This window comes from Merdimmobilis hominis (genome assembly GCF_900104615.1).
Lineage (GTDB): Bacteria > Bacillota > Clostridia > Oscillospirales > Ruminococcaceae > Merdimmobilis > Merdimmobilis hominis.
On record NZ_LT629939.1, the window covers coordinates 2,523,017 to 2,542,445 of the forward strand.

At 57.3% G+C, this 19,429-nt stretch carries 17 protein-coding genes; 10 read left to right on the forward strand and 7 right to left on the reverse strand.

Translation table 11 applies throughout. The annotated features are described in order from the left end of the window. The first annotated feature begins 630 nt into the window (after nt 1–630). Entirely contained in the window at nt 631–2,331 is a 1,701-nt protein-coding gene (locus BQ5353_RS12060; protein ID WP_071428349.1) for a B12-binding domain-containing radical SAM protein, read from the forward strand. Nucleotides 2,332–2,412: 81 nt separating this feature from the next. Here the strand turns inward: BQ5353_RS12060 and BQ5353_RS12065 are convergent, their stop codons facing one another. The 4 genes from BQ5353_RS12065 to BQ5353_RS12080 all read right to left on the reverse strand — a co-directional run bounded on the left by BQ5353_RS12065 (nt 2,413) and on the right by BQ5353_RS12080 (nt 6,193). Next, complete coding sequence (locus BQ5353_RS12065; protein WP_054332368.1) at nt 2,413–3,300, reverse strand: MerR family transcriptional regulator; 888 nt, start codon at nt 3,298–3,300, stop codon at nt 2,413–2,415. 206 nt (nt 3,301–3,506) lie between these two features. After that, nucleotides 3,507–4,163, reverse strand: coding sequence for a deoxyribose-phosphate aldolase (gene deoC / locus BQ5353_RS12070; RefSeq protein ID WP_054332369.1), 657 nt, complete (start codon nt 4,161–4,163; stop codon nt 3,507–3,509). An 18-nt stretch (nt 4,164–4,181) separates the two neighbouring features. After that, nucleotides 4,182–5,150: an ATP-binding protein gene (locus BQ5353_RS12075; protein ID WP_071428350.1), complete on the reverse strand. Its 969-nt coding sequence runs from the start codon at nt 5,148–5,150 to the stop codon at nt 4,182–4,184. A 14-nt stretch (nt 5,151–5,164) separates the two neighbouring features. Then, the gene (locus tag BQ5353_RS12080; RefSeq protein WP_071428351.1) at nt 5,165–6,193 is read right to left on the reverse strand and encodes a DnaD domain protein; all 1,029 of its coding nucleotides are present in this window, start codon (nt 6,191–6,193) and stop codon (nt 5,165–5,167) included. Nucleotides 6,194–6,875: 682 nt separating this feature from the next. Here BQ5353_RS12080 and BQ5353_RS12085 point away from each other — a divergent pair. Next, nucleotides 6,876–7,712 carry a PHP domain-containing protein gene (locus BQ5353_RS12085; RefSeq protein WP_054332373.1) on the forward strand — a complete coding sequence of 279 codons (837 nt, stop codon included), beginning with the start codon at nt 6,876–6,878 and terminating at the stop codon, nt 7,710–7,712. A gap of 22 nt (nt 7,713–7,734) precedes the next feature. Further along, nucleotides 7,735–7,989 carry a TIGR03905 family TSCPD domain-containing protein gene (locus BQ5353_RS12090; protein ID WP_054332374.1) on the forward strand — a complete coding sequence of 85 codons (255 nt, stop codon included), beginning with the start codon at nt 7,735–7,737 and terminating at the stop codon, nt 7,987–7,989. Nucleotides 7,990–8,243: 254 nt separating this feature from the next. Here BQ5353_RS12090 and BQ5353_RS12095 read toward each other — a convergent pair whose 3' ends face one another. Beyond that, nucleotides 8,244–9,197: a DnaD domain protein gene (locus BQ5353_RS12095; protein ID WP_071428352.1), complete on the reverse strand. Its 954-nt coding sequence runs from the start codon at nt 9,195–9,197 to the stop codon at nt 8,244–8,246. 682 nt (nt 9,198–9,879) lie between these two features. Between BQ5353_RS12095 and BQ5353_RS12100 the strand changes: the two genes are divergently transcribed. The 4 genes from BQ5353_RS12100 (at nt 9,880) to BQ5353_RS12115 (ending at nt 12,518) form a co-directional block, all read left to right on the forward strand. Continuing rightward, nucleotides 9,880–10,716 carry a PHP domain-containing protein gene (locus BQ5353_RS12100; RefSeq protein WP_054332373.1) on the forward strand — a complete coding sequence of 279 codons (837 nt, stop codon included), beginning with the start codon at nt 9,880–9,882 and terminating at the stop codon, nt 10,714–10,716. 22 nt (nt 10,717–10,738) lie between these two features. Continuing rightward, complete coding sequence (locus BQ5353_RS12105) at nt 10,739–10,993, forward strand: TIGR03905 family TSCPD domain-containing protein (protein ID WP_054332374.1); 255 nt, start codon at nt 10,739–10,741, stop codon at nt 10,991–10,993. Nucleotides 10,994–11,033: 40 nt separating this feature from the next. Further along, nucleotides 11,034–11,624, forward strand: a complete 591-nt coding sequence (locus BQ5353_RS12110; protein WP_054332375.1) for a hypothetical protein — start codon at nt 11,034–11,036, stop codon at nt 11,622–11,624. Between the two features lie 438 nt (nt 11,625–12,062). Further along, nucleotides 12,063–12,518, forward strand: coding sequence for a hypothetical protein (locus BQ5353_RS12115; RefSeq protein ID WP_054332376.1), 456 nt, complete (start codon nt 12,063–12,065; stop codon nt 12,516–12,518). A 55-nt stretch (nt 12,519–12,573) separates the two neighbouring features. Here the strand turns inward: BQ5353_RS12115 and BQ5353_RS12120 are convergent, their stop codons facing one another. Then, a complete protein-coding gene (locus BQ5353_RS12120; protein ID WP_071428353.1) occupies nt 12,574–13,965 on the reverse strand; it encodes an MATE family efflux transporter in 1,392 nt (463 codons plus the stop codon). 113 nt (nt 13,966–14,078) lie between these two features. Continuing rightward, nucleotides 14,079–14,687 (reverse strand): DUF4364 family protein, encoded by a 609-nt coding sequence (locus BQ5353_RS12125; RefSeq protein ID WP_143117242.1) that lies wholly within the window; start codon nt 14,685–14,687, stop codon nt 14,079–14,081. 202 nt (nt 14,688–14,889) lie between these two features. Between BQ5353_RS12125 and BQ5353_RS12130 the strand changes: the two genes are divergently transcribed. From BQ5353_RS12130 to BQ5353_RS12140, 3 genes are all read left to right on the forward strand, one after another. Beyond that, nucleotides 14,890–15,624, forward strand: coding sequence for a TVP38/TMEM64 family protein (locus tag BQ5353_RS12130; protein WP_054332381.1), 735 nt, complete (start codon nt 14,890–14,892; stop codon nt 15,622–15,624). 15 nt (nt 15,625–15,639) lie between these two features. Continuing rightward, nucleotides 15,640–16,257, forward strand: a complete 618-nt coding sequence (locus BQ5353_RS12135) for a DUF3885 domain-containing protein (protein ID WP_054332382.1) — start codon at nt 15,640–15,642, stop codon at nt 16,255–16,257. 434 nt (nt 16,258–16,691) lie between these two features. After that, a complete protein-coding gene (locus BQ5353_RS12140) occupies nt 16,692–19,382 on the forward strand; it encodes a cation-translocating P-type ATPase (protein WP_071428355.1) in 2,691 nt (896 codons plus the stop codon). The last annotated feature ends 47 nt before the right edge of the window (nt 19,383–19,429 follow it).

Sequence of the window (19,429 nt, forward strand, 5' to 3'; positions counted from 1 at the left end):
CTGGCTGGGCGGTGACAGCCGCCTCTGGAGAAGAAGGGCTTCTCAAAAACAGCGCCAGGCATCCGGCTGCCACGGCGACAATGGCCAGCATCAGCAAAATGGAAAGCTGCTGGTGTTTTTTGTTTTTGCGGCGAATGTCCATAGGGCGGCCTCCGTTCGACTTTTTCTGTGGTTCATTATACCACAAAGTCTGCACAAACGGCAAGAATTGCGATGCGGCTGTTGCCGCAAAGGGCTTCGCCCTACAAGCAATTCTTCGAATGCCACAGCTTTGCCTGTGGCTATTGTACCTCAATGTCTGCACAAACGGAAAGAATTGCGGTGCGGCTGTTGCCGCAAAGGGCCTCGCCCTGCAAGCAATTCTTCGAATGCCACAGCTTTGCCTGTGGCTATTGTACCGCAAAGTCTGCACAGACTGTAAGAATTGCGGTGCGGCTGTTGCCGCAAAGGGCCTCGCCCTGCAAGCAATTCTTCGAATGCCACAGCTTTGCTGTGGCTATTATACCGCAGAATGAGGGGGATGGCAACGAGGGGAGAGTGGAAATCCGCTGGTTTTTATGTTACAATAGTACAATAGTTCGAGAATGTGGGCTGGGAAGATTGCCCGCAAACAAAAATGGGAGGGTGGATATGAACTGCCTTTTGGTGGCGATCAACGCCAAATATATTCACACAAGTTTGTCGGTGCGGTACCTGGCGGGGTATTCCAACCAAGTGAACCAGCAGAAGACTCAAATCGCCGAATTTACCATCAACCACCGCCCAGAGCTGATTTTGGAGGAGCTGTTCCGCCAAAAACCGGATCTCCTGTGCTTTTCCACCTACTTGTGGAACGTGGACCTGGTGCTGGAGATCGCGGAGAATTTCAAGAAGGTTTCCCCCTCTACCACCATCGTGCTGGGCGGGCCGGAGGTCTCTTTTGACGCCAAAGAACTGTTGGAAGCCCATCCCTTTTTGGATGGGGTGCTGATGGGGGAAGGGGAGGCTTCCTTTGCTGATTTGGTCTCTAAATGGTCTCAGAATGCCGATTTTTCAAATGTAAAGGGATTTACCTTTACAGATAAAAACGGGGTAAAATCCACCCCTCTGCCCCCGCTGTTTGACATGGATCTGCTCCCTTTCCCCTATGGGGAGGAGGAACTGTCCAGCGGGAAGATCCTCTATTACGAAAGCAGCCGGGGCTGCCCGTTCAACTGCCAGTACTGCCTCTCCTCCCTGGATAAAAAGGTCCGCTTCCGCCGGGTGGATCTGGTGTTAGGGGACCTTCAGCGGTTTTTGGATGCGAAGGTGAAGCAGGTCAAGTTCGTGGACCGCACCTTCAACTGTAAAAAAAGCCACGCTATGGCCATCTGGACCTATCTGGCCGCCCACGACAACGGGGTGACCAACTTCCACTTTGAGCTCTCCGCCGACCTGCTGGACGAGGAGATGCTGGACTTCCTGTCCACGGTGCGAAAGGGCCTCTTCCAATTTGAAATCGGCATCCAGTCCACCAACCCTAAGACTATTGCGGCCATCGACCGCAGGACGGATCTGCCAGAGCTTTTTTCCATCATCCGGCGGATCAACGCTCCAGGCAATATCCACCAGCATTTGGATTTGATCGCCGGCCTCCCCTACGAAGGCCTGGAATCCTTTGAGCGCTCCTTTAACGACGTGTATTTCCTGGCGCCCCAGCAGCTGCAATTGGGGTTTTTGAAGGTGCTTAAGGGCTCCGGGCTCCACCGGGACCGGAAAAAATACGGCCTTGTCTACCGGTCGAAAGCCCCCTATGAGATCCTGGAGACCCCTTGGCTTCCCTTTGCCGACGCCTTAAAATTAAAGGAGGTGGAGGAGATGGTGGAACTGTACCTCAACTCCGGCCGGTTCTCCCATGTGCTGGAACAGCTGATGGAGGACTTTGATTCCCCCTTCCAGTTCTTCCTCCAACTGGGGGAATTCTACCATCAAAAGGGGTATCACCTAGCTGCCCATGGGCGGGAAGAGTACTACACCATCCTCAAGGAATTTTATGAAGAGGGAGGCCACCAGCTGGACGGCCAGCTCATCCAGCGCACCCGGCTGGACAACCTCTACCACGAGCGGCCCCGCAAATTGCCGGATTGGGCCAAACCGGACCTTGTGCAGCCCCGAAGGGAGGAGCTGATCGCCTTTTTCACCCCTCAGCGGGTGGCGCAGTACCTGCCAGGATATGAGGGGATGGATCCGAAGGAGATCCTCAAACAGGTCCATGTAGAGCGTTTTGCCCATCCTCAGCCGAGGACCCTGTTGTTCCGCTACGACCGGAGGGATCTGCTGGGCCGGGCCTTGGCGGTGGAAATCCCCTTATAAACAAAACTGCCCCCGGGGAGTCATCCCCGGGGGTTTTGTGCTGCCCAATGAGCGGATATGTTTTGGGGTGGAAGAAAGCGGCTATTCCTCCAGCAGGGTTTTGGCCAAGTCGGGGGGAAGCTTCTCCAGAAGTTTTTGATTGGCTTCCTCCAACCGGCGGCTGTAGGCTTCATAGGCTGGGCTGAGCCGACGCATCTGTGGCAGAAAGACGTCGTAATACCCACTGGATTTGCCAAATTCCCGGAAGAGGGCCATCCACTCCCCCATGGCAGACTGTTGGAATTCCTCGCTTTGCTTCCATTGGAGGTATTCCAGCACCGGTTTTTGGTTTTCCTCCCAAAAGGCATCAAAATCGGCCATAGTCTCCTCCATCCGCTGGGGTTGGGCGGCCAGTTCCCGGTCGCCGGCCTGGGTTTCCGCCTGCTCTAGCAGGGCTTGGCAGCCAGGGGTGAGGGGAGGGAACTCCACCCCATCCAAGAAGGTGAGGATCTGTTCATAGGCGTCCCGCTGTTCCGGGGTCTCGATGGGGGATTGGAGGAATCTTCCAAAGTGAATGCTGATATACCGGCCATAGTACCCAGGGAAGGCCCCCAGCAGCTTCTGCCGGATGGTCTGCTTCTGTTCCAGGAATTCCAGCTGCCGCTCCAGGGCTTCGGGGGATTCCCCATCCAAATACCGGTTCAGCAGCTCCAGCTGTTTTTTCTGGAGGGCGAGCCGGTCCTCTTGTCGCGCTTGTACCAACTTGGTTGCACCGGCATCCCCGGGGGAGGCCAGCAATAGGGCGATCTCCTGCACCGGCAGGCCCAAACGGCGCAAAAAGGCAATGGTTCCAAGGCGTCCGGCCTCCTCCTGGGTGAATTCCCGGTACCCGTTTTCCTGGGATGCCGGGGAGATCAACCCCTTTTCCTGGTAATAGGCCACCGCTTTTTTGGTGAGCCCGGTTTTTTGGCAGATTTCATTGATTTTCATGGGATACACCTCCTGGGTTTGATTGTAAGGGATGCCCCAAGGGAACAGTCAAGGGGGAATTTTGCTGGGCTGAGAAAATTGCTGGGTAATTTTGGCGTTTTGTTTCCCTAAATCTATTTTTGTGCAAAAAGCGCGGACAGATTTTCTGTCCGCACTTTTGTCCTTTTGGGGGTGAGCTGGCAAAAACATCCCATCGGATGGGGCGCCTACTGCCGGGCGGCGTTTAGGATCTTGATGGCCGAACTGGTGCCCAGCCGGTCCGCCCCCAGGGAGAGGAATTTTTCCATATCCTCCACCGAGCGGATACCGCCGGCGGCTTTGATCTTCACACGGCCGCCCAGGCACTCCTGGAACAGCTTGACATCTTCAAAGGTGGCCCCGCCGGTGGAAAACCCGGTGGAGGTCTTGATAAAGTCGGCGCCGGAAGCCTCCACGATCTGGCACATCTTGCGCTTCTCGTCGTCGGTGAGCAGGCAGGTCTCGATAATGACCTTGAGGATGTGGCTGCCGCAGGCCTCCTTCACCGCCTTGATGTCCGAGAGGACCAGGTCGGTGTCCCCCGCTTTCAGGGCGCCGATGTTGATGACCATGTCGATCTCCGACGCGCCGTTTTCAATGGCTTCCTTGGCCTCAAAGACCTTGGCTGCGGTGGTGGTGGCCCCCAAGGGGAAGCCGACCACGGTGCAAACCGGGATACGGCCGGCCAGGTACTGGGCGGCGGCTTTTACATGGCCTGGGTTGATGCAGACCGAGGCGGTCTTGTAGGCGACGGCCTCGTTGCAGAGGGTTTTGATCTGCTCAAAGGTCGCCTCTGGCTTGAGCAGGGTGTGGTCTACTTTGGAGAGCAGGTATTCTGTGGTCATGGGGTGAAACCTCCTTCATTATCGGCTTTGTTGTTTTTTCAGCACCCGGATGTCGGTGCCGGCAAAGGGCAGGATTTTATATCCGCCAATCAGCCGGGAAACCGTCCGCTCCGAGTAGCGGGCTTCGATGGTTTTCATATCCAGATTGGAGTTGATGATGGTGGGCCGCCCCTCGATCATCCGGGAATTGATGATGTTGTAAATGGTGGCGCTGGTGAACTGGGTGGGGAATTCCGCCCCCAGGTCGTCCAAGATGAGAAGGTCGGCTTCCAGCACAAAGGAGAGGCTATCCTTCTCATCCCCAGAGCGGGAGAATTTTTCATGTTCCAGCTGGGACATCAGGTTCTGCACCGGGATGTAAAAGACATCGAACCCTTGGTCGATTACCGCCCGGGCGATGGCCAGGGAGAGGTGGGTTTTCCCCAAGCCGGTGCCCCCCATCATAAGGAGACTCTCCGATTTTAAGGAGAACCCAGCGGCGTACTCCCGGCACAGGGAGAGGATTTCCCCCATCACCTTGCGGGGGCCAGGGGCGGGGTAGTAGTCCAGGGAGAAGTTTTCAAACTTGCAGTTGCCGATGTCTGAAACCTCCCCCATGCGGGCATAGGCCAGCTGTTTTAAAAGGCTGCGCAGGCAGTCGCACATGTGGTTGTCACAGAAGCCGGTGTCGCCGCATTGGGCGCACTGGTAATTGACCTCCAGATAGTTGGCAGGGTAGCCGTTCTCCACCAGAAGGTCTGCCCGTTTGGCTTGGAGGGCCAGGTTCCCATCCCGCAGGGCAGCCAGTTTTTTCTCCAGGTTCTCCCCGGATAGAATCGCCCGGGAGACCTGGACGCTGGTGCGGGCCAGCTCCTGCTCAATGGCGATGACCTGGGGCAGCTTCTGGGCGATTTCCTCCCGGTGGGCGGAGGCGGCGCGCCTTGCGTCTGCCCGCCGCTGGGAGAGGATGGACAGGGCTTTGTCCATCAATTCTTTGGGGTATGCCACACAAACACCTCCGGTTATTTGCTCAAATAGTCGCTGTAGATCATCTTTTCAATCTGGTCCAGGTCATAGGACGTGGACCGGCTGGGGGCGTGCTTAGGGGAATCGGCAGGGGCCTGCTGGGGCCGTGATTCCTCTGATGCCTGCCGCGGAGTCTTGATGCCTTTTTTATACCAGCTTGACAATATGCTGTCAATATAGGGGAAGGAGAGCTTGCCGATCTTCTCCACCGTCCGCTCATAGGCCAGGCGGATCATGGCGATGTCAAACCCGTAGTCGTTGAACCAGGTGTTGATAAACTTCTCCTCCTTGGGGATCAGTGACCGCTCTCCGATGCCAAAGGCGGATCGGACCTGGTTTTCCTTGCTGTGCAGGTCGGTCAGTTTAAGGATGTGCTGCTCCGCCTTTTCGTGGGTATCGATGCCCAGGTCCACCCAGGAGGCGGCGGTTTTTTCCACATACCGCATGTTGGCCCGGCCAATGGAGCAGCAATACTGGATGACCATGAGAATAAAATCCGCGGCCAAACCATAATAAGAGTATAGGGAGGCGATGGTCTCCATCTCCGCGGAGGTCAAGGGCTTGCCCATGATCTGCTGTGCCTCGTCGATCAGGCCGGAGAGGCGCTCGTCCCGCTTGATAATGGACAACACCTCCCGCCGGTCTAGCTTTTGTTTCGAGCCCACCCGGATGACCTTTTGCCGTTCCTCCTGGCTGCGGCCTTCCTGGGAGGGCTCTGCCGGAGTCGCTGTCTGGGAGGATGCCAAGGGAACTGGAGTTGGGGCCAACTGCCCCTCCAGAGGCGGCGCTTCCTGCGGGCTGAGAAGTCCGGCCTGCTCCCAGTAGGCGAGGGCGTCCCGCACATCCCCCTGGGACTGTCCCAGGCGGGTGGCGATCTCTTCCGCGGAAAGGGGGATCTGGGTGCGCAGCAGCAGGAGCAGCACCTTGAGGGCGAGGCCACTGGCAAGTTTTAGGTGCTTGTCCACCACACAGGTGGGGACAGCGAAAATTCCGCCCCAAGGGCCAAGGTCAATTTGATAATGCACGCCGATAGCCTCCTTGCTGTATTCGGTCAAACAAATGAATCCCTTTCTAGGGTGGGCCCGCCGGGGTCCAAGTTTTTCCTTGCAGCCTCCGGGAACACCTCTGTCTGGGGGGGCCGCATCCGCGTTGCCTGCGATTCTGGCAACACAAAAATCCGCGCCAAGAATTACCTTGCAATCTTTCCTGGCGTGGCATTTGCACAAACTGGAAAAAGCCGGGCTCCGCCTTGCGGCGGGAAGAGTTTTTTCACGAATAATTGCTCTGGGATTATTATAGCACAAACTGGGCCGGGAATGTAGAGGATTTCCACCCGTGCTGCCCTACGTTAGGGAAAAAAGGAAAGGAGACAGGCAGGCCCTTGGCCACTGATTAGAAAATATTCCAATTTATGGATAGAAGCTGGGCGAACCACAAAAAACCATTGAACAAAGGGGAAAAAGTGTTGTATAATAAAACAATAGTTGCCGGTCCACACCCTGTCCCCCTGTGGACAAATGGGCCAGACAATGGTATAATTTTTGGGTACTTTGCACGGCATTGCCGCCGCAATCCAGCGGCGCCGGCCGGCCCTGAGACCGGGGTGGGGAAACCATCCGGCCTTGGGCGTAAAGTCCAAGAGGCCGCCCTCCCGCTGTCAAGACAGGATGGGGCGGCATCAATGATCTGTTCAAAGGAGGTGCAGAAATGATTGGAGACTTACACTGTCACACAAGACTGTCCGACGGGTCGATGAACATCGACGACGTGGTGTTCTACGCCAAACGGGCAGGCTTAGATTTTCTAGCGATTACCGACCACGATACCATGGCGGGCTGTACCCGCGCGGCCATCGTTGGCAACCGGATGGGGATTGGAATTATTCCCGGTGTGGAATTTTCCTGTTTTGACCCGTCCCGGGGCCGGAAGGTTCACCTGCTGTGCTACCAGCCGGAGAAGCCAGACCGATTGGAAGGGATCTGTTCCCGGACGACCGAGGCGCGCAACCGGGCCGGCATGGAGATGATCCAAAAGGTGATGCGCTATTACCCTGTGGCACAAGACCATGTGGGGCGGTACTCCTCCGGGAGCAAAGCGGTGTACAAAGCCCATATTCTGCACGCCCTGATGGATTTGGGCTATACCGACCGCATTTACGGCGACCTGTTCCAGGAGCTATTCGGCAAAGGGGGAACCTGCCGCGTCCCTTTTGAATATCCTGACGTAGAGAAGGTTGCCGCCACCGTCAAAGACGCCGGGGGTCTCGCTGTTTTGGCCCATCCGGCCAGCTACGATTCCTTTGATCTGTTGGACGAACTGGGGGCGAAGAACCTCCTGGACGGGGTGGAGCTCTATTACCCCGGCACATCGCCGGAGGATTTTGAGCGGATTGCCGCCTGTGCCAGAAAGTATGGGCTGATCACCACTGGGGGGAGCGATTTCCACGGGTATTACCACCCGCAGCCCAATCCCATCGCCTCGGCCATCACCGGGGAAGAGGCTTTGGGCCAGATTTTCCAGCGGAAAAAGAAATCCACAAAATAACCGATTGGGAGAGTACGACTACATGACCTATCACTATCGCCCGCACGGGGTGTGTTCCAAAGAGATTATTGTTGATTTGAATGAACAAGGCATTATTGAACGGGTAGACTTTATCAACGGCTGTCCCGGCAATCTGATCGGCATCGGCAAATTGGTGCAGGGGCAGAAAGCCGAAGATGTGATCCACCTGCTGCGCGGGGTGACCTGCGGCAACAAGCGGACATCCTGCCCGGATCAGCTGACCTACGCGCTGGAAGAGGCACTGGCCAATTCCTGACGCTTCAAAGGCCGTGCCGCAAGGAAAGGAATGAGACAAAATGAAAGAGGATAGCAAACGCTTCCTGTATTGGGAGGCCGAAGAGGATGACAGCGACATCAAAATAGCGGGCCAGGAGCCGATGCTGGAAGAGGATGCCGGGGATACCGCCGTTGCGGAGGAATACCTTCGGGAGCGGGAGAACGGCAACATTGAGCGGGCCCGGCAGCTGGGGCGGACCCTGGCCACCGAGCTGTTCGGCAGCGACGAGGTTCTCAACCTGGGGTATGACCGCAGCGAATCCCCTTTGGTGCTGGCCCAGCGGCGCATCCTGTTTTCCTTTGTGGCGGGGNATACCAGCTTGACAATATGCTGTCAATATAGGGGAAGGAGAGCTTGCCGATCTTCTCCACCGTCCGCTCATAGGCCAGGCGGATCATGGCGATGTCAAACCCGTAGTCGTTGAACCAGGTGTTGATAAACTTCTCCTCCTTGGGGATCAGTGACCGCTCTCCGATGCCAAAGGCGGATCGGACCTGGTTTTCCTTGCTGTGCAGGTCGGTCAGTTTAAGGATGTGCTGCTCCGCCTTTTCGTGGGTATCGATGCCCAGGTCCACCCAGGAGGCGGCGGTTTTTTCCACATACCGCATGTTGGCCCGGCCAATGGAGCAGCAATACTGGATGACCATGAGAATAAAATCCGCGGCCAAACCATAATAAGAGTATAGGGAGGCGATGGTCTCCATCTCCGCGGAGGTCAAGGGCTTGCCCATGATCTGCTGTGCCTCGTCGATCAGGCCGGAGAGGCGCTCGTCCCGCTTGATAATGGACAACACCTCCCGCCGGTCTAGCTTTTGTTTCGAGCCCACCCGGATGACCTTTTGCCGTTCCTCCTGGCTGCGGCCTTCCTGGGAGGGCTCTGCCGGAGTCGCTGTCTGGGAGGATGCCAAGGGAACTGGAGTTGGGGCCAACTGCCCCTCCAGAGGCGGCGCTTCCTGCGGGCTGAGAAGTCCGGCCTGCTCCCAGTAGGCGAGGGCGTCCCGCACATCCCCCTGGGACTGTCCCAGGCGGGTGGCGATCTCTTCCGCGGAAAGGGGGATCTGGGTGCGCAGCAGCAGGAGCAGCACCTTGAGGGCGAGGCCACTGGCAAGTTTTAGGTGCTTGTCCACCACACAGGTGGGGACAGCGAAAATTCCGCCCCAAGGGCCAAGGTCAATTTGATAATGCACGCCGATAGCCTCCTTGCTGTATTCGGTCAAACAAATGAATCCCTTTCTAGGGTGGGCCCGCCGGGGTCCAAGTTTTTCCTTGCAGCCTCCGGGAACACCTCTGTCTGGGGGGGCCGCATCCGCGTTGCCTGCGATTCTGGCAACACAAAAATCCGCGCCAAGAATTACCTTGCAATCTTTCCTGGCGTGGCATTTGCACAAACTGGAAAAAGCCGGGCTCCGCCTTGCGGCGGGAAGAGTTTTTTCACGAATAATTGCTCTGGGATTATTATAGCACAAACTGGGCCGGGAATGTAGAGGATTTCCACCCGTGCTGCCCTACGTTAGGGAAAAAAGGAAAGGAGACAGGCAGGCCCTTGGCCACTGATTAGAAAATATTCCAATTTATGGATAGAAGCTGGGCGAACCACAAAAAACCATTGAACAAAGGGGAAAAAGTGTTGTATAATAAAACAATAGTTGCCGGTCCACACCCTGTCCCCCTGTGGACAAATGGGCCAGACAATGGTATAATTTTTGGGTACTTTGCACGGCATTGCCGCCGCAATCCAGCGGCGCCGGCCGGCCCTGAGACCGGGGTGGGGAAACCATCCGGCCTTGGGCGTAAAGTCCAAGAGGCCGCCCTCCCGCTGTCAAGACAGGATGGGGCGGCATCAATGATCTGTTCAAAGGAGGTGCAGAAATGATTGGAGACTTACACTGTCACACAAGACTGTCCGACGGGTCGATGAACATCGACGACGTGGTGTTCTACGCCAAACGGGCAGGCTTAGATTTTCTAGCGATTACCGACCACGATACCATGGCGGGCTGTACCCGCGCGGCCATCGTTGGCAACCGGATGGGGATTGGAATTATTCCCGGTGTGGAATTTTCCTGTTTTGACCCGTCCCGGGGCCGGAAGGTTCACCTGCTGTGCTACCAGCCGGAGAAGCCAGACCGATTGGAAGGGATCTGTTCCCGGACGACCGAGGCGCGCAACCGGGCCGGCATGGAGATGATCCAAAAGGTGATGCGCTATTACCCTGTGGCACAAGACCATGTGGGGCGGTACTCCTCCGGGAGCAAAGCGGTGTACAAAGCCCATATTCTGCACGCCCTGATGGATTTGGGCTATACCGACCGCATTTACGGCGACCTGTTCCAGGAGCTATTCGGCAAAGGGGGAACCTGCCGCGTCCCTTTTGAATATCCTGACGTAGAGAAGGTTGCCGCCACCGTCAAAGACGCCGGGGGTCTCGCTGTTTTGGCCCATCCGGCCAGCTACGATTCCTTTGATCTGTTGGACGAACTGGGGGCGAAGAACCTCCTGGACGGGGTGGAGCTCTATTACCCCGGCACATCGCCGGAGGATTTTGAGCGGATTGCCGCCTGTGCCAGAAAGTATGGGCTGATCACCACTGGGGGGAGCGATTTCCACGGGTATTACCACCCGCAGCCCAATCCCATCGCCTCGGCCATCACCGGGGAAGAGGCTTTGGGCCAGATTTTCCAGCGGAAAAAGAAATCCACAAAATAACCGATTGGGAGAGTACGACTACATGACCTATCACTATCGCCCGCACGGGGTGTGTTCCAAAGAGATTATTGTTGATTTGAATGAACAAGGCATTATTGAACGGGTAGACTTTATCAACGGCTGTCCCGGCAATCTGATCGGCATCGGCAAATTGGTGCAGGGGCAGAAAGCCGAAGATGTGATCCACCTGCTGCGCGGGGTGACCTGCGGCAACAAGCGGACATCCTGCCCGGATCAGCTGACCTACGCGCTGGAAGAGGCACTGGCCAATTCCTGACGCTTCAAAGGCCGTGCCGCAAGGAAAGGAATGAGACAAAATGAAAGAGGATAGCAAACGCTTCCTGTATTGGGAGGCCGAAGAGGATGACAGCGACATCAAAATAGCGGGCCAGGAGCCGATGCTGGAAGAGGATGCCGGGGATACCGCCGTTGCGGAGGAATACCTTCGGGAGCGGGAGAACGGCAACATTGAGCGGGCCCGGCAGCTGGGGCGGACCCTGGCCACCGAGCTGTTCGGCAGCGACGAGGTTCTCAACCTGGGGTATGACCGCAGCGAATCCCCTTTGGTGCTGGCCCAGCGGCGCATCCTGTTTTCCTTTGTGGCGGGGCGGGCCATTGACGAGCTCACCCCCAATTCCATCCTGGCGGACACGGCGGTCAGCGTATTTTACGATGTGATCAAGGAAAAACCGGTGGTCTATGGGGAGATCAACGACGCGGCGGCTATCTCCCTGTACATGCTCACCTCCCGTGCGCCGGGCCTGGACGCCTGTGCCGTGGGCCGGGTGTTTGCCAAGCTCTGCGGTCGGGAAGGGAGCCGCCTCTACGCCAAAATGGGGTCGGGGCTGTGCCTCTTTTACTACGACTGTATGAAACAGGCAATTGAGAAAACCGAGTTTGTCCAGTGATTCAACGTTCACAGCAGGCGGGGAACCCCCCGCCTGCTTCCTTTTGTTTGCATGGAGGGGGAAGTTGTGCTACAATAATCGCGAAGCGATTATTGGGAAGAAATCCCCTGTCAATTGCCACAGGTGGCGAACTGTGGCATTCGAAGAATCGCTGTCAGGGCGAACCCCTTCCCGCTACCCAGTGGCGGCGCAGTTCTTTAGAAAAGCTTAGGGGAGAACCCCGGCCGGGCCCTCAGAGGGCACTGAGCCGCAGAGTGCAGGCGGGGCTTCCGCCGGAGAAGGGCCCCTTCCAGCGGGAAGCGGGGAAACGTTTAAACGAGGCTGTGGAAGCTGGAAGAGAATCATTTTAAGCGGATAGAAAGCTGGAAACCTGCGGATAGGGCGGCAGATTCCGGCACTGCGGCAACTCTGGCCGCCCGTAAAAGCGGAGGAACACATTTGAAGAAAAAAGTTGTCATTTATTATCTGATTATCCGGTCGGCCGTCCGTTTGGGCGCCGCTGCCTTTCTAGCGTTGGATGGGGTGGTGGCGCTCCCTTATGCGGTCTATCTGCCAACGATAGCTATGGCCGCAGGGGAACTGGGGGTGACCGTCTGGTATTTCGCCAAATACATCACCCGCCAGAAGCTGGCTTTCGTCCTGGGATTGGATACCCTGCTGACCCTGTGGAATATCGTCGTCCTCTCAGTGATCCCCGTTTCGGTGAGCGCAGCAGAGACCATGGTCTGTGGCACCTTCCTGGATGTCCTCCTCAACCTGGTGCTGCTGGTGCTAGTGCTCAAGGGGAGAAAATATGTGGTCATCCAGGACCCCAAACCCCGCCGGACCCGCCGTGCCATCGAAGCCAAGCGGGCAAAAAAATCTGCGGGGACGCAGGATTCCCCCGAAATTTAAACAAAAAGCCGCGGCTTGGAACAAACCCAGGCCGCGGTCTTTTCATATTGTATTATTATGCTGCGGCCCGCTCCGCCCAATCGGAGCGGAAGAACCGGTGCAGGCTGATGATGCCCCGCACGTTGATGTCGACACACATGGCTGTCCAAATGCCGGGAAGGCCCATGTCAAAGACATAGGTGAGGAGGAAGGCCAGGGGGATACGCACGGCCCACATCCCTAAAAAGCCGATATAGAAGGGCCATTTGGAGTCGCCGGATCCCCGAAGCGCCCCGGCCACAATGGTTCCGGCGGCGGAGAGGGGCTGTGCCAGGGACTCGATTTTTAGGCAGAGGGCGCCCAGGGCGATAACTGCGGCATCGGCGGAAAAAATCCCCACCAGCTTGTCGGGGAAGAAGAAGAGGAGAAGGCCGGTCAAAGTGAGCATACCCATCCCCATAAAGGTTGCGATTTTACCGTACTGTCGGGCCCGGGAGGCATTTTTTGCCCCCACCGACTGCCCGACCAAAGTGGTCGCTGCATAGGAGAACCCGCCGCTGGGCAGGTAAGAGAGGGATTCCGCGGTGTTGGCCAAGGTATGGGCAGCCAACGCCACTGTCCCCAAGCCGGTGACCACCCGGGTGAAGATCAGCTGCCCCATGGTGATGATGCCCCGCTCCAAAAAGACGGGGATGCCTATGCCAGCCATCCGCCGCAGGATAAAAGGGTCGTCTTGGCGGCAGTCCCGCAGGCGGATCTGCAGGGGGCCTTTGCGGTGCAGTAGGGTTAGGACCATCAGCACCCCCACAAAGATGGCAGCGATGACCGATCCCACCGCTGCACCGGCCACCCCTATGCCCGCGCCCCAAATGGTGAAGGTGCGCCCAAAAAGGGCGACGGTGCGGGTGGGGAAGATGAACAGGGTGTTGAAGAGGATGTTGACCAGGTTGGACAGGGCGTTGAGGACCATGGGGGTCTTCATATCCCCGGTGCAGCGGAGGATGGCGGAGAACACCATGCCGAACAGCTGGAAGGGGAGGGCCATGCAGAAGATCCGCAGGTAGAGCCCGGCATCCCCTAGGATTTCTGGCGCGCCGCCCATCAGCCGGGGGATCAGGGGGGCAATGAGCATGGTGGCCCCCATTAAAAGGATGCCGAGAAAGGCGCAGAATCGGACTGCCTGGCGCACCACCTTGCGGGCAGAATCCATGTCCTGGGCGCCAGTGTACTGGGCCACCTGGACGGCGAAACCGGTGCTCACCGCATTGAGCAGGCCGCCGATCAGCCAGATGGACGAGGTGTTGATCCCCACCGCAGCGGTGGCATTGGCCCCCAGGGAGCCCACCATGGCAGTGTCCACATATTGGACAGCGGTGAACAGGATCTGTTCTAAGATGGCGGGCCAGGAGAGAAGGAATACCGTGCGGACCGGGTTTTTGCTGCCTAGGATGTCGTGTTGGTTTGCCATGGGTAGAAAATCCTCCATTGTCGCATTTTTTATGGTGAGGGCGAGAAAAAAAGATCCCCATTGAAGCGCCGCACTTCAAGAGGAACCTTTTTTACGTCGGCGGGAGAGGCCGGCTATTCTTCCAACGTCTCCTGCAATATGGTGTGGACGGTGTGCTCATCCCCGGTGACCAAGGCGATGATTCCCCGGTAAAAGATGGTGGGGTCGCACAAGAACCGCTTTTTGATCTGTTCGCATTCTTTTTCGGTGGGCACAAAGAGGGAGAGATTCAGCAGGTCGCTTCCGATGTCGGAAATGCACAGGGAGAGCCGGTACCCGTCGGAGACCTTTTCAATCTTGACCTGGTTTTCCTTTTCAATCCGCTGGCGCAGGTAGTATTCCTCCGCGGCGCGCATGGATTTTTCCCGCACCGAAAGGGGGATGTTCTTTTCAAAGGTGCGGGCGGTTTTCACCCCCAAGTCGCTGAGGCGGAACCGCTGTTCCCCCTCCCCTTGGGAAATGTCTACAATATGGCCGGAGGAGAGGAGTTCGCTGATGGCCTCGGCGTATTCAAAATAATTTGCCAAGCCCTCGCTCTGCAGGATATAATTGATCTCAGAGAAGGTCATGTGCCGTTTGATCTTTTCCAAGATGTAGCATACCAGAATTTTGATTTCATAGTCATTGGTCAGTCCGCCTGGGTCAATCCCAGCGGTAAAGGCGTTGTTCTGCAATCTGTTCACCCCTTGCTTCCAAGTTGATGGTTCTCCCTTATTTTACACGAAATCCGGAGAAATGAAAAGGGTGAAACGAAAGATATCCGTACGGTTGCCGTCACAATTTAGCCACAACTGCCTGGTATAGTAAATAGGACGGGAAGATCCTGCCAACAGAAGGCAATCTGCCCCACAATACAAATGTTTTAAAGCATGAGGTGCCCCTACTATGGAACAGAGACCAGCCCCTGCCAACCCCAAAATTGCAACCATTAAAATCGCCTGTATTGCGGCAGCTTTGGTGCTGATGGCAATTATCACGATACAAGTCCTGCCGCTGATGCGGATGCTCTCCCAGCCCAACGGCCAGCAGCAATTCCAGCTGTGGATTGATTCCCTGGGCTTTTGGGGCTGGTTTGTTCTCTTGGGCATCCAGATGATGCAGATCATCGTCGCATTCATCCCCGGCGAGCCGGTGGAGATTGTCTCCGGCATGCTGTATGGGGCGGTGGGGGGATTCCTCACCTGTGAACTGGGCATCCTCCTGGGATCGGTGGCCATCTTCTATGCGGTCCGGGCCTTTGGCCGCCCGCTGATCACCGCCTTTATCCCCGAGGAGAAGTTGGCCAGCTATTCCTTTCTGCACAACGCCAAAAAGCTGGAACGGCTGACCTTTATCCTCTTTTTCCTGCCAGGCACACCCAAAGACGTGCTGACCTATGTAGCGGGGCTGACCCCAATCTCCCCCTTTAAGTTTTTGGCGATCGCCACCTTTGCCCGCGTTCCAACGGTGTTTTCCTCCACCTGGGCGGGCTCTACTATGATGGAGGGCAACTGGGAGATGACCGTCCTGATTTTCTTGGTCATCGGCGGCATCAGCCTGCTGGGAATCTGGGCCCACAACCGCCTGATGGCCAGAGCCGGAAGGGGGAATCCCCGGGAAGGGGAGGCCCAGCAGCCCTAAAAGGAGGGACATGCCATGCACGACGTCAACCGGTGTATCCGTGCAGTAGGGCTTGAGGGACTTTCCCCGCCCATCTTTTACCAGTGCCCTGTCGCCCTGCGATTTGAAATTGGGGATCCGGCCCTCGGCCACTATGATGGGGGCCGCCTGTCGTCTGTTTATGCAGCCGGGGCACTTCTGCGGGCCAAAACCTTATTTGAGGCGCTGCCGGGGCGTTTTGACCGCCTGGTGTGGGACACCTATCCCCAAGAGGGGCAGGCTGCGCGCCAGCTCCGGGCATTTCGCCGCCGGGCCGGAGCACCGGCGCCCCAGGAGGAGGTGTTCCAGATTCTCCAGGGGGAGGAGGCCGTTCAAAAAGTCACCTACTGCTGGGATCTGGTCTGTCAGCCAATCCAGTGGGAAGTGCTGCTGGGGGAGATTATCGCTGCCGACCTGGGGGGATTTGCCCCGCTGGCTTCATCGGTTTATTTTCTCAACACCCGAGAAAACATCCTCTACCATCTTTATGACGACCGGGGGCTGGACATCGCCGCCGAGAAGCGGGAATCCCTGCTGCCCCTCTATCGCCAGTTCTCCGCCTGGCTGCTTCCATACGACTGGGGGCGAATGGAAGAGACCTTTGGCACCCGATGATAAAAACCCCTGCTGCCGGAAGAAATTCCGGCCTTTTTTATGCCCAAACCGGGGAATCCCCCAGCCTCTCCTTGTAGGGCGCCTAGCACCCCAACAAGATTCCATCTTGGAATTGGTGTGTGGGGGTACGCCCCCACGTCCGCGCAATCTTTTTTATTATAAAAAAGATTGACAAAAACCACGTTTAAGAGGGGCCGAACTACACGAGGCACAGTTGAAGTCAGTACGGTCAGCGTTAGCTGACTGTGCCCCCTTAAAGATTCCCCTGCTCTTGGGTGAGATCATTTCCTTATCTTGGGATTTCTGGCACCTTCCCTGAAACGATTGACTCCTCCCTCCTAAAAAAGCATCCCCGAAAAAGACAAGCAGGTATAATTTGTCCACTTCCTTCATACCTATTGCTAAACAAAGTTTTGGATAAAGGAAGTGTTAGGATGCCGCAAAAACTGTTGGAACAGGAGGGCCTCACCTCCAAAGAGGCGCAGAAACGGCTGCTGGAATATGGGGAAAACACCCTGTCCGCCAAAAAGAAGAGCGGGCCCCTCAAGATATTCTTGGGGCAGTTCCGGGATTTAATGGTGATCATCCTGCTGATCTCCACCGTGCTGTCGGTGATGATGGGGGAGATCACCGAGGCCATCACCATTATTGCCATTGTTCTTTTAAATGCAGTATTGGGGTTTGTACAGGAATACCGCACTGAAAAAACCCTGGAAGCCCTCAAGGAGATGGCTGCCCCCGCTGCCCAGGTGATCCGGGATGGGGAAGTGGTCTCGGTCCCCGCCTCCCAGATGGTGGTGGGGGATGTATTCCTTCTCAAGGCTGGGGACCGGGTTCCGGCGGATGCTCTCATCCTCTCCTCCACCAACCTGTACGCCGATGAATCGCTGCTCAGCGGGGAATCGGAACCGGTGGAAAAACACCCGGCCAAGACCTTGGAGACCGACTTCGGACCCGGCAAACTGGAGGCAGTCTACATGGGTACGGTGATCACCAAAGGCCGGGGTAAGGCCATTGCGGCGGCCACCGGCATGGAGAGTGAAATGGGCAAGATCGCCGGCATGCTGGACGACATCGAGGAGGACCCCACGCCCTTGCAGCTGAAATTGGACCAGCTGGGCAAAATTGTGGCCATCGGCTGCGTGGGCATCTGCGCGGCAGTGTCGGTGGCCGGCATCCTGCGGGGAGAAAACCTCTTTGATATGATTATCACCGGGATCTCCCTGGCGGTGGCCGCGGTGCCGGAGGGTCTGCCCGCCATCGTCACCATCTCGTTGGCCTTGGCAGTGCGGCGGATACTGAAGCGCAACGCCTTGGTGCGCAAGCTCCATGCGGTGGAGACGCTGGGCTGTGCCAATGTGATCTGCTCCGACAAGACCGGCACCCTCACCGAAAACAAAATGACCGTCCGGGAGGTGGTCACCCCCGACCGGCGGTTGACGGTAGCTGGTGAGAACTACGCCGACAGCGCTTTTTTTGAGGACGGCAAGAAGTTTGAGGCCATCTCTCACCAAGGGCTGATGAGCCTTTTGGAAATTGCCGCCTTCTGCAACAACGCCACCGCCTCCCGGGAGAAGGGGGGCTTCGGCCTGAAGGAGCGGTGGCAGACCACTGGGGAACCCACCGAGGCGGCCATCCAGGTATTGGCGGCCAAGGCAGGGGTTATTCCCCAGGAACTGCGCTGGTTCCGGGAGCGGGAAATCCCCTTTGATTCCGACCGCAAGATGATGACGGTGGTGGGCGGCATGGGCAGCCGGCACCGGGTATTTACCAAAGGTGCGCCGGACATCCTCTTAGGCCGCTGTACCCGCTACCAGGATGAGCGGGGGGTCCACCCCTTAAACGAGGGGATGCGCTCCCGCATCCTCAAAGAGAACAACCGGATGGCACAAAACGCACTGCGGGTGTTGGGATTTGCTTACCGGGATGCCTCTTCCATCCAGGGCAACTTGGAGGAGGACCTGATCTTCGTGGGCTTGGCCGGGATGATCGATCCGCCCCGCCCCGAGGCAAAAGCCGCGGTGGAGAAGTGCCGCCGGGCCAAAATCCGGCCGGTGATGATCACCGGGGACCACATCCTCACCGCCTGTGCCATCGCCAAGGATTTAGGCATCCTTCGGGAGGGGGATTTGACCCTCACCGGCAAAGAGCTGGATGAGATGAGCGACGAGGCCCTTGACCGAGTGGTGGCCAAGGTCTCGGTTTTCTCCCGGGTGAACCCTGGCCACAAACTGCGGATCGTCCGCGCCCTGAAAAAGCGGGGGGATATTGTGGCCATGACCGGCGATGGGGTCAACGACGCCCCCGCCATCAAGGAGGCCAACATCGGGGTGGCCATGGGAGGCGGCACCGATGTCACCAAGGAGGCGTCCTCCATCATCCTGTTGGACAACAACTTCGCCACCCTGGTGGCTGCCATTGAAGAGGGCCGGGTGATCTATCAAAACATCCGCAAGTTTATCCGGTACCTTTTGTCCTGCAACATCGGCGAGGTGGTCACCATGTTTGTGGGGATGCTCATGGGCATGCCGGTGGTTTTGACCCCCATCCAAATCCTGCTGGTCAACCTGGTCACCGACGGCCTGCCCGCCATGGCCTTGGGCATGGACCCGGCACAGGACGACGTGATGGAGCTCTCCCCCCGCAGCTCGGAGGAATCTATCTTCTCCGGCGGCCTATTGGGCACCATCGTCTTCCGGGGGATGCTCATCGGCCTGACCACCCTCTCTATGTTTGTGGCCTTTTACCGGCTGTACGGCGGGGTGGAAGCCGCCCGCACCGGCGCCCTGATGACCTTGATTGTCGCCCAGCTTTTCCATGTGTTTGAATGCAAGTCAGAGACCCACAGCCTGTTCGGCGTCCCCTTTTTCAACAACAAGAAGCTGATCGGCGCGGTGATGGTCTCCGGAGGGATCGCCTTCCTGGCGTCGGAAAACACCTGGATGCGGGCCATCTTCCAGACGATCCCTCTGACCCTGAACCAGTGGCTGCTGGTGCTGGGGGCCAGTTTGATCGCCCCGATTCTGTCGGCGCTGCTCCTCAAGCTGGGCCGGGAAAAGCCCCTGGAAAACCCCGTCCCCATAAAGACGGTGCGGATTCCCCGGTCGGATTCCTTCGGCGGTTAAAAACCGGTTCAAATCAATCAAAAACCCCGGGAAGGCGCTTCCCGGGG

Bases quoted from the DNA above. Each gene is read 5' to 3' on its own strand.
- BQ5353_RS12140 (WP_071428355.1), top strand. From the start codon at position 16,692: ATGCCGCAAAAACTGTTGGAACAGGAGGGCCTCACCTCCAAAGAGGCG.
- BQ5353_RS12090 (WP_054332374.1), top strand. From the start codon at position 7,735: ATGACCTATCACTATCGCCCGCACGGGGTGTGTTCCAAAGAGATTATT.
- BQ5353_RS12100 (WP_054332373.1), top strand. From the start codon at position 9,880: ATGATTGGAGACTTACACTGTCACACAAGACTGTCCGACGGGTCGATG.
- BQ5353_RS12060 (WP_071428349.1), top strand. From the start codon at position 631: ATGAACTGCCTTTTGGTGGCGATCAACGCCAAATATATTCACACAAGT.
- BQ5353_RS12065 (WP_054332368.1), bottom strand. From the start codon at position 3,300: ATGAAAATCAATGAAATCTGCCAAAAAACCGGGCTCACCAAAAAAGCG.
- BQ5353_RS12110 (WP_054332375.1), top strand. From the start codon at position 11,034: ATGAAAGAGGATAGCAAACGCTTCCTGTATTGGGAGGCCGAAGAGGAT.
- BQ5353_RS12130 (WP_054332381.1), top strand. From the start codon at position 14,890: ATGGAACAGAGACCAGCCCCTGCCAACCCCAAAATTGCAACCATTAAA.
- BQ5353_RS12135 (WP_054332382.1), top strand. From the start codon at position 15,640: ATGCACGACGTCAACCGGTGTATCCGTGCAGTAGGGCTTGAGGGACTT.
- BQ5353_RS12120 (WP_071428353.1), bottom strand. From the start codon at position 13,965: ATGGCAAACCAACACGACATCCTAGGCAGCAAAAACCCGGTCCGCACG.
- deoC (WP_054332369.1), bottom strand. From the start codon at position 4,163: ATGACCACAGAATACCTGCTCTCCAAAGTAGACCACACCCTGCTCAAG.
- BQ5353_RS12085 (WP_054332373.1), top strand. From the start codon at position 6,876: ATGATTGGAGACTTACACTGTCACACAAGACTGTCCGACGGGTCGATG.
- BQ5353_RS12105 (WP_054332374.1), top strand. From the start codon at position 10,739: ATGACCTATCACTATCGCCCGCACGGGGTGTGTTCCAAAGAGATTATT.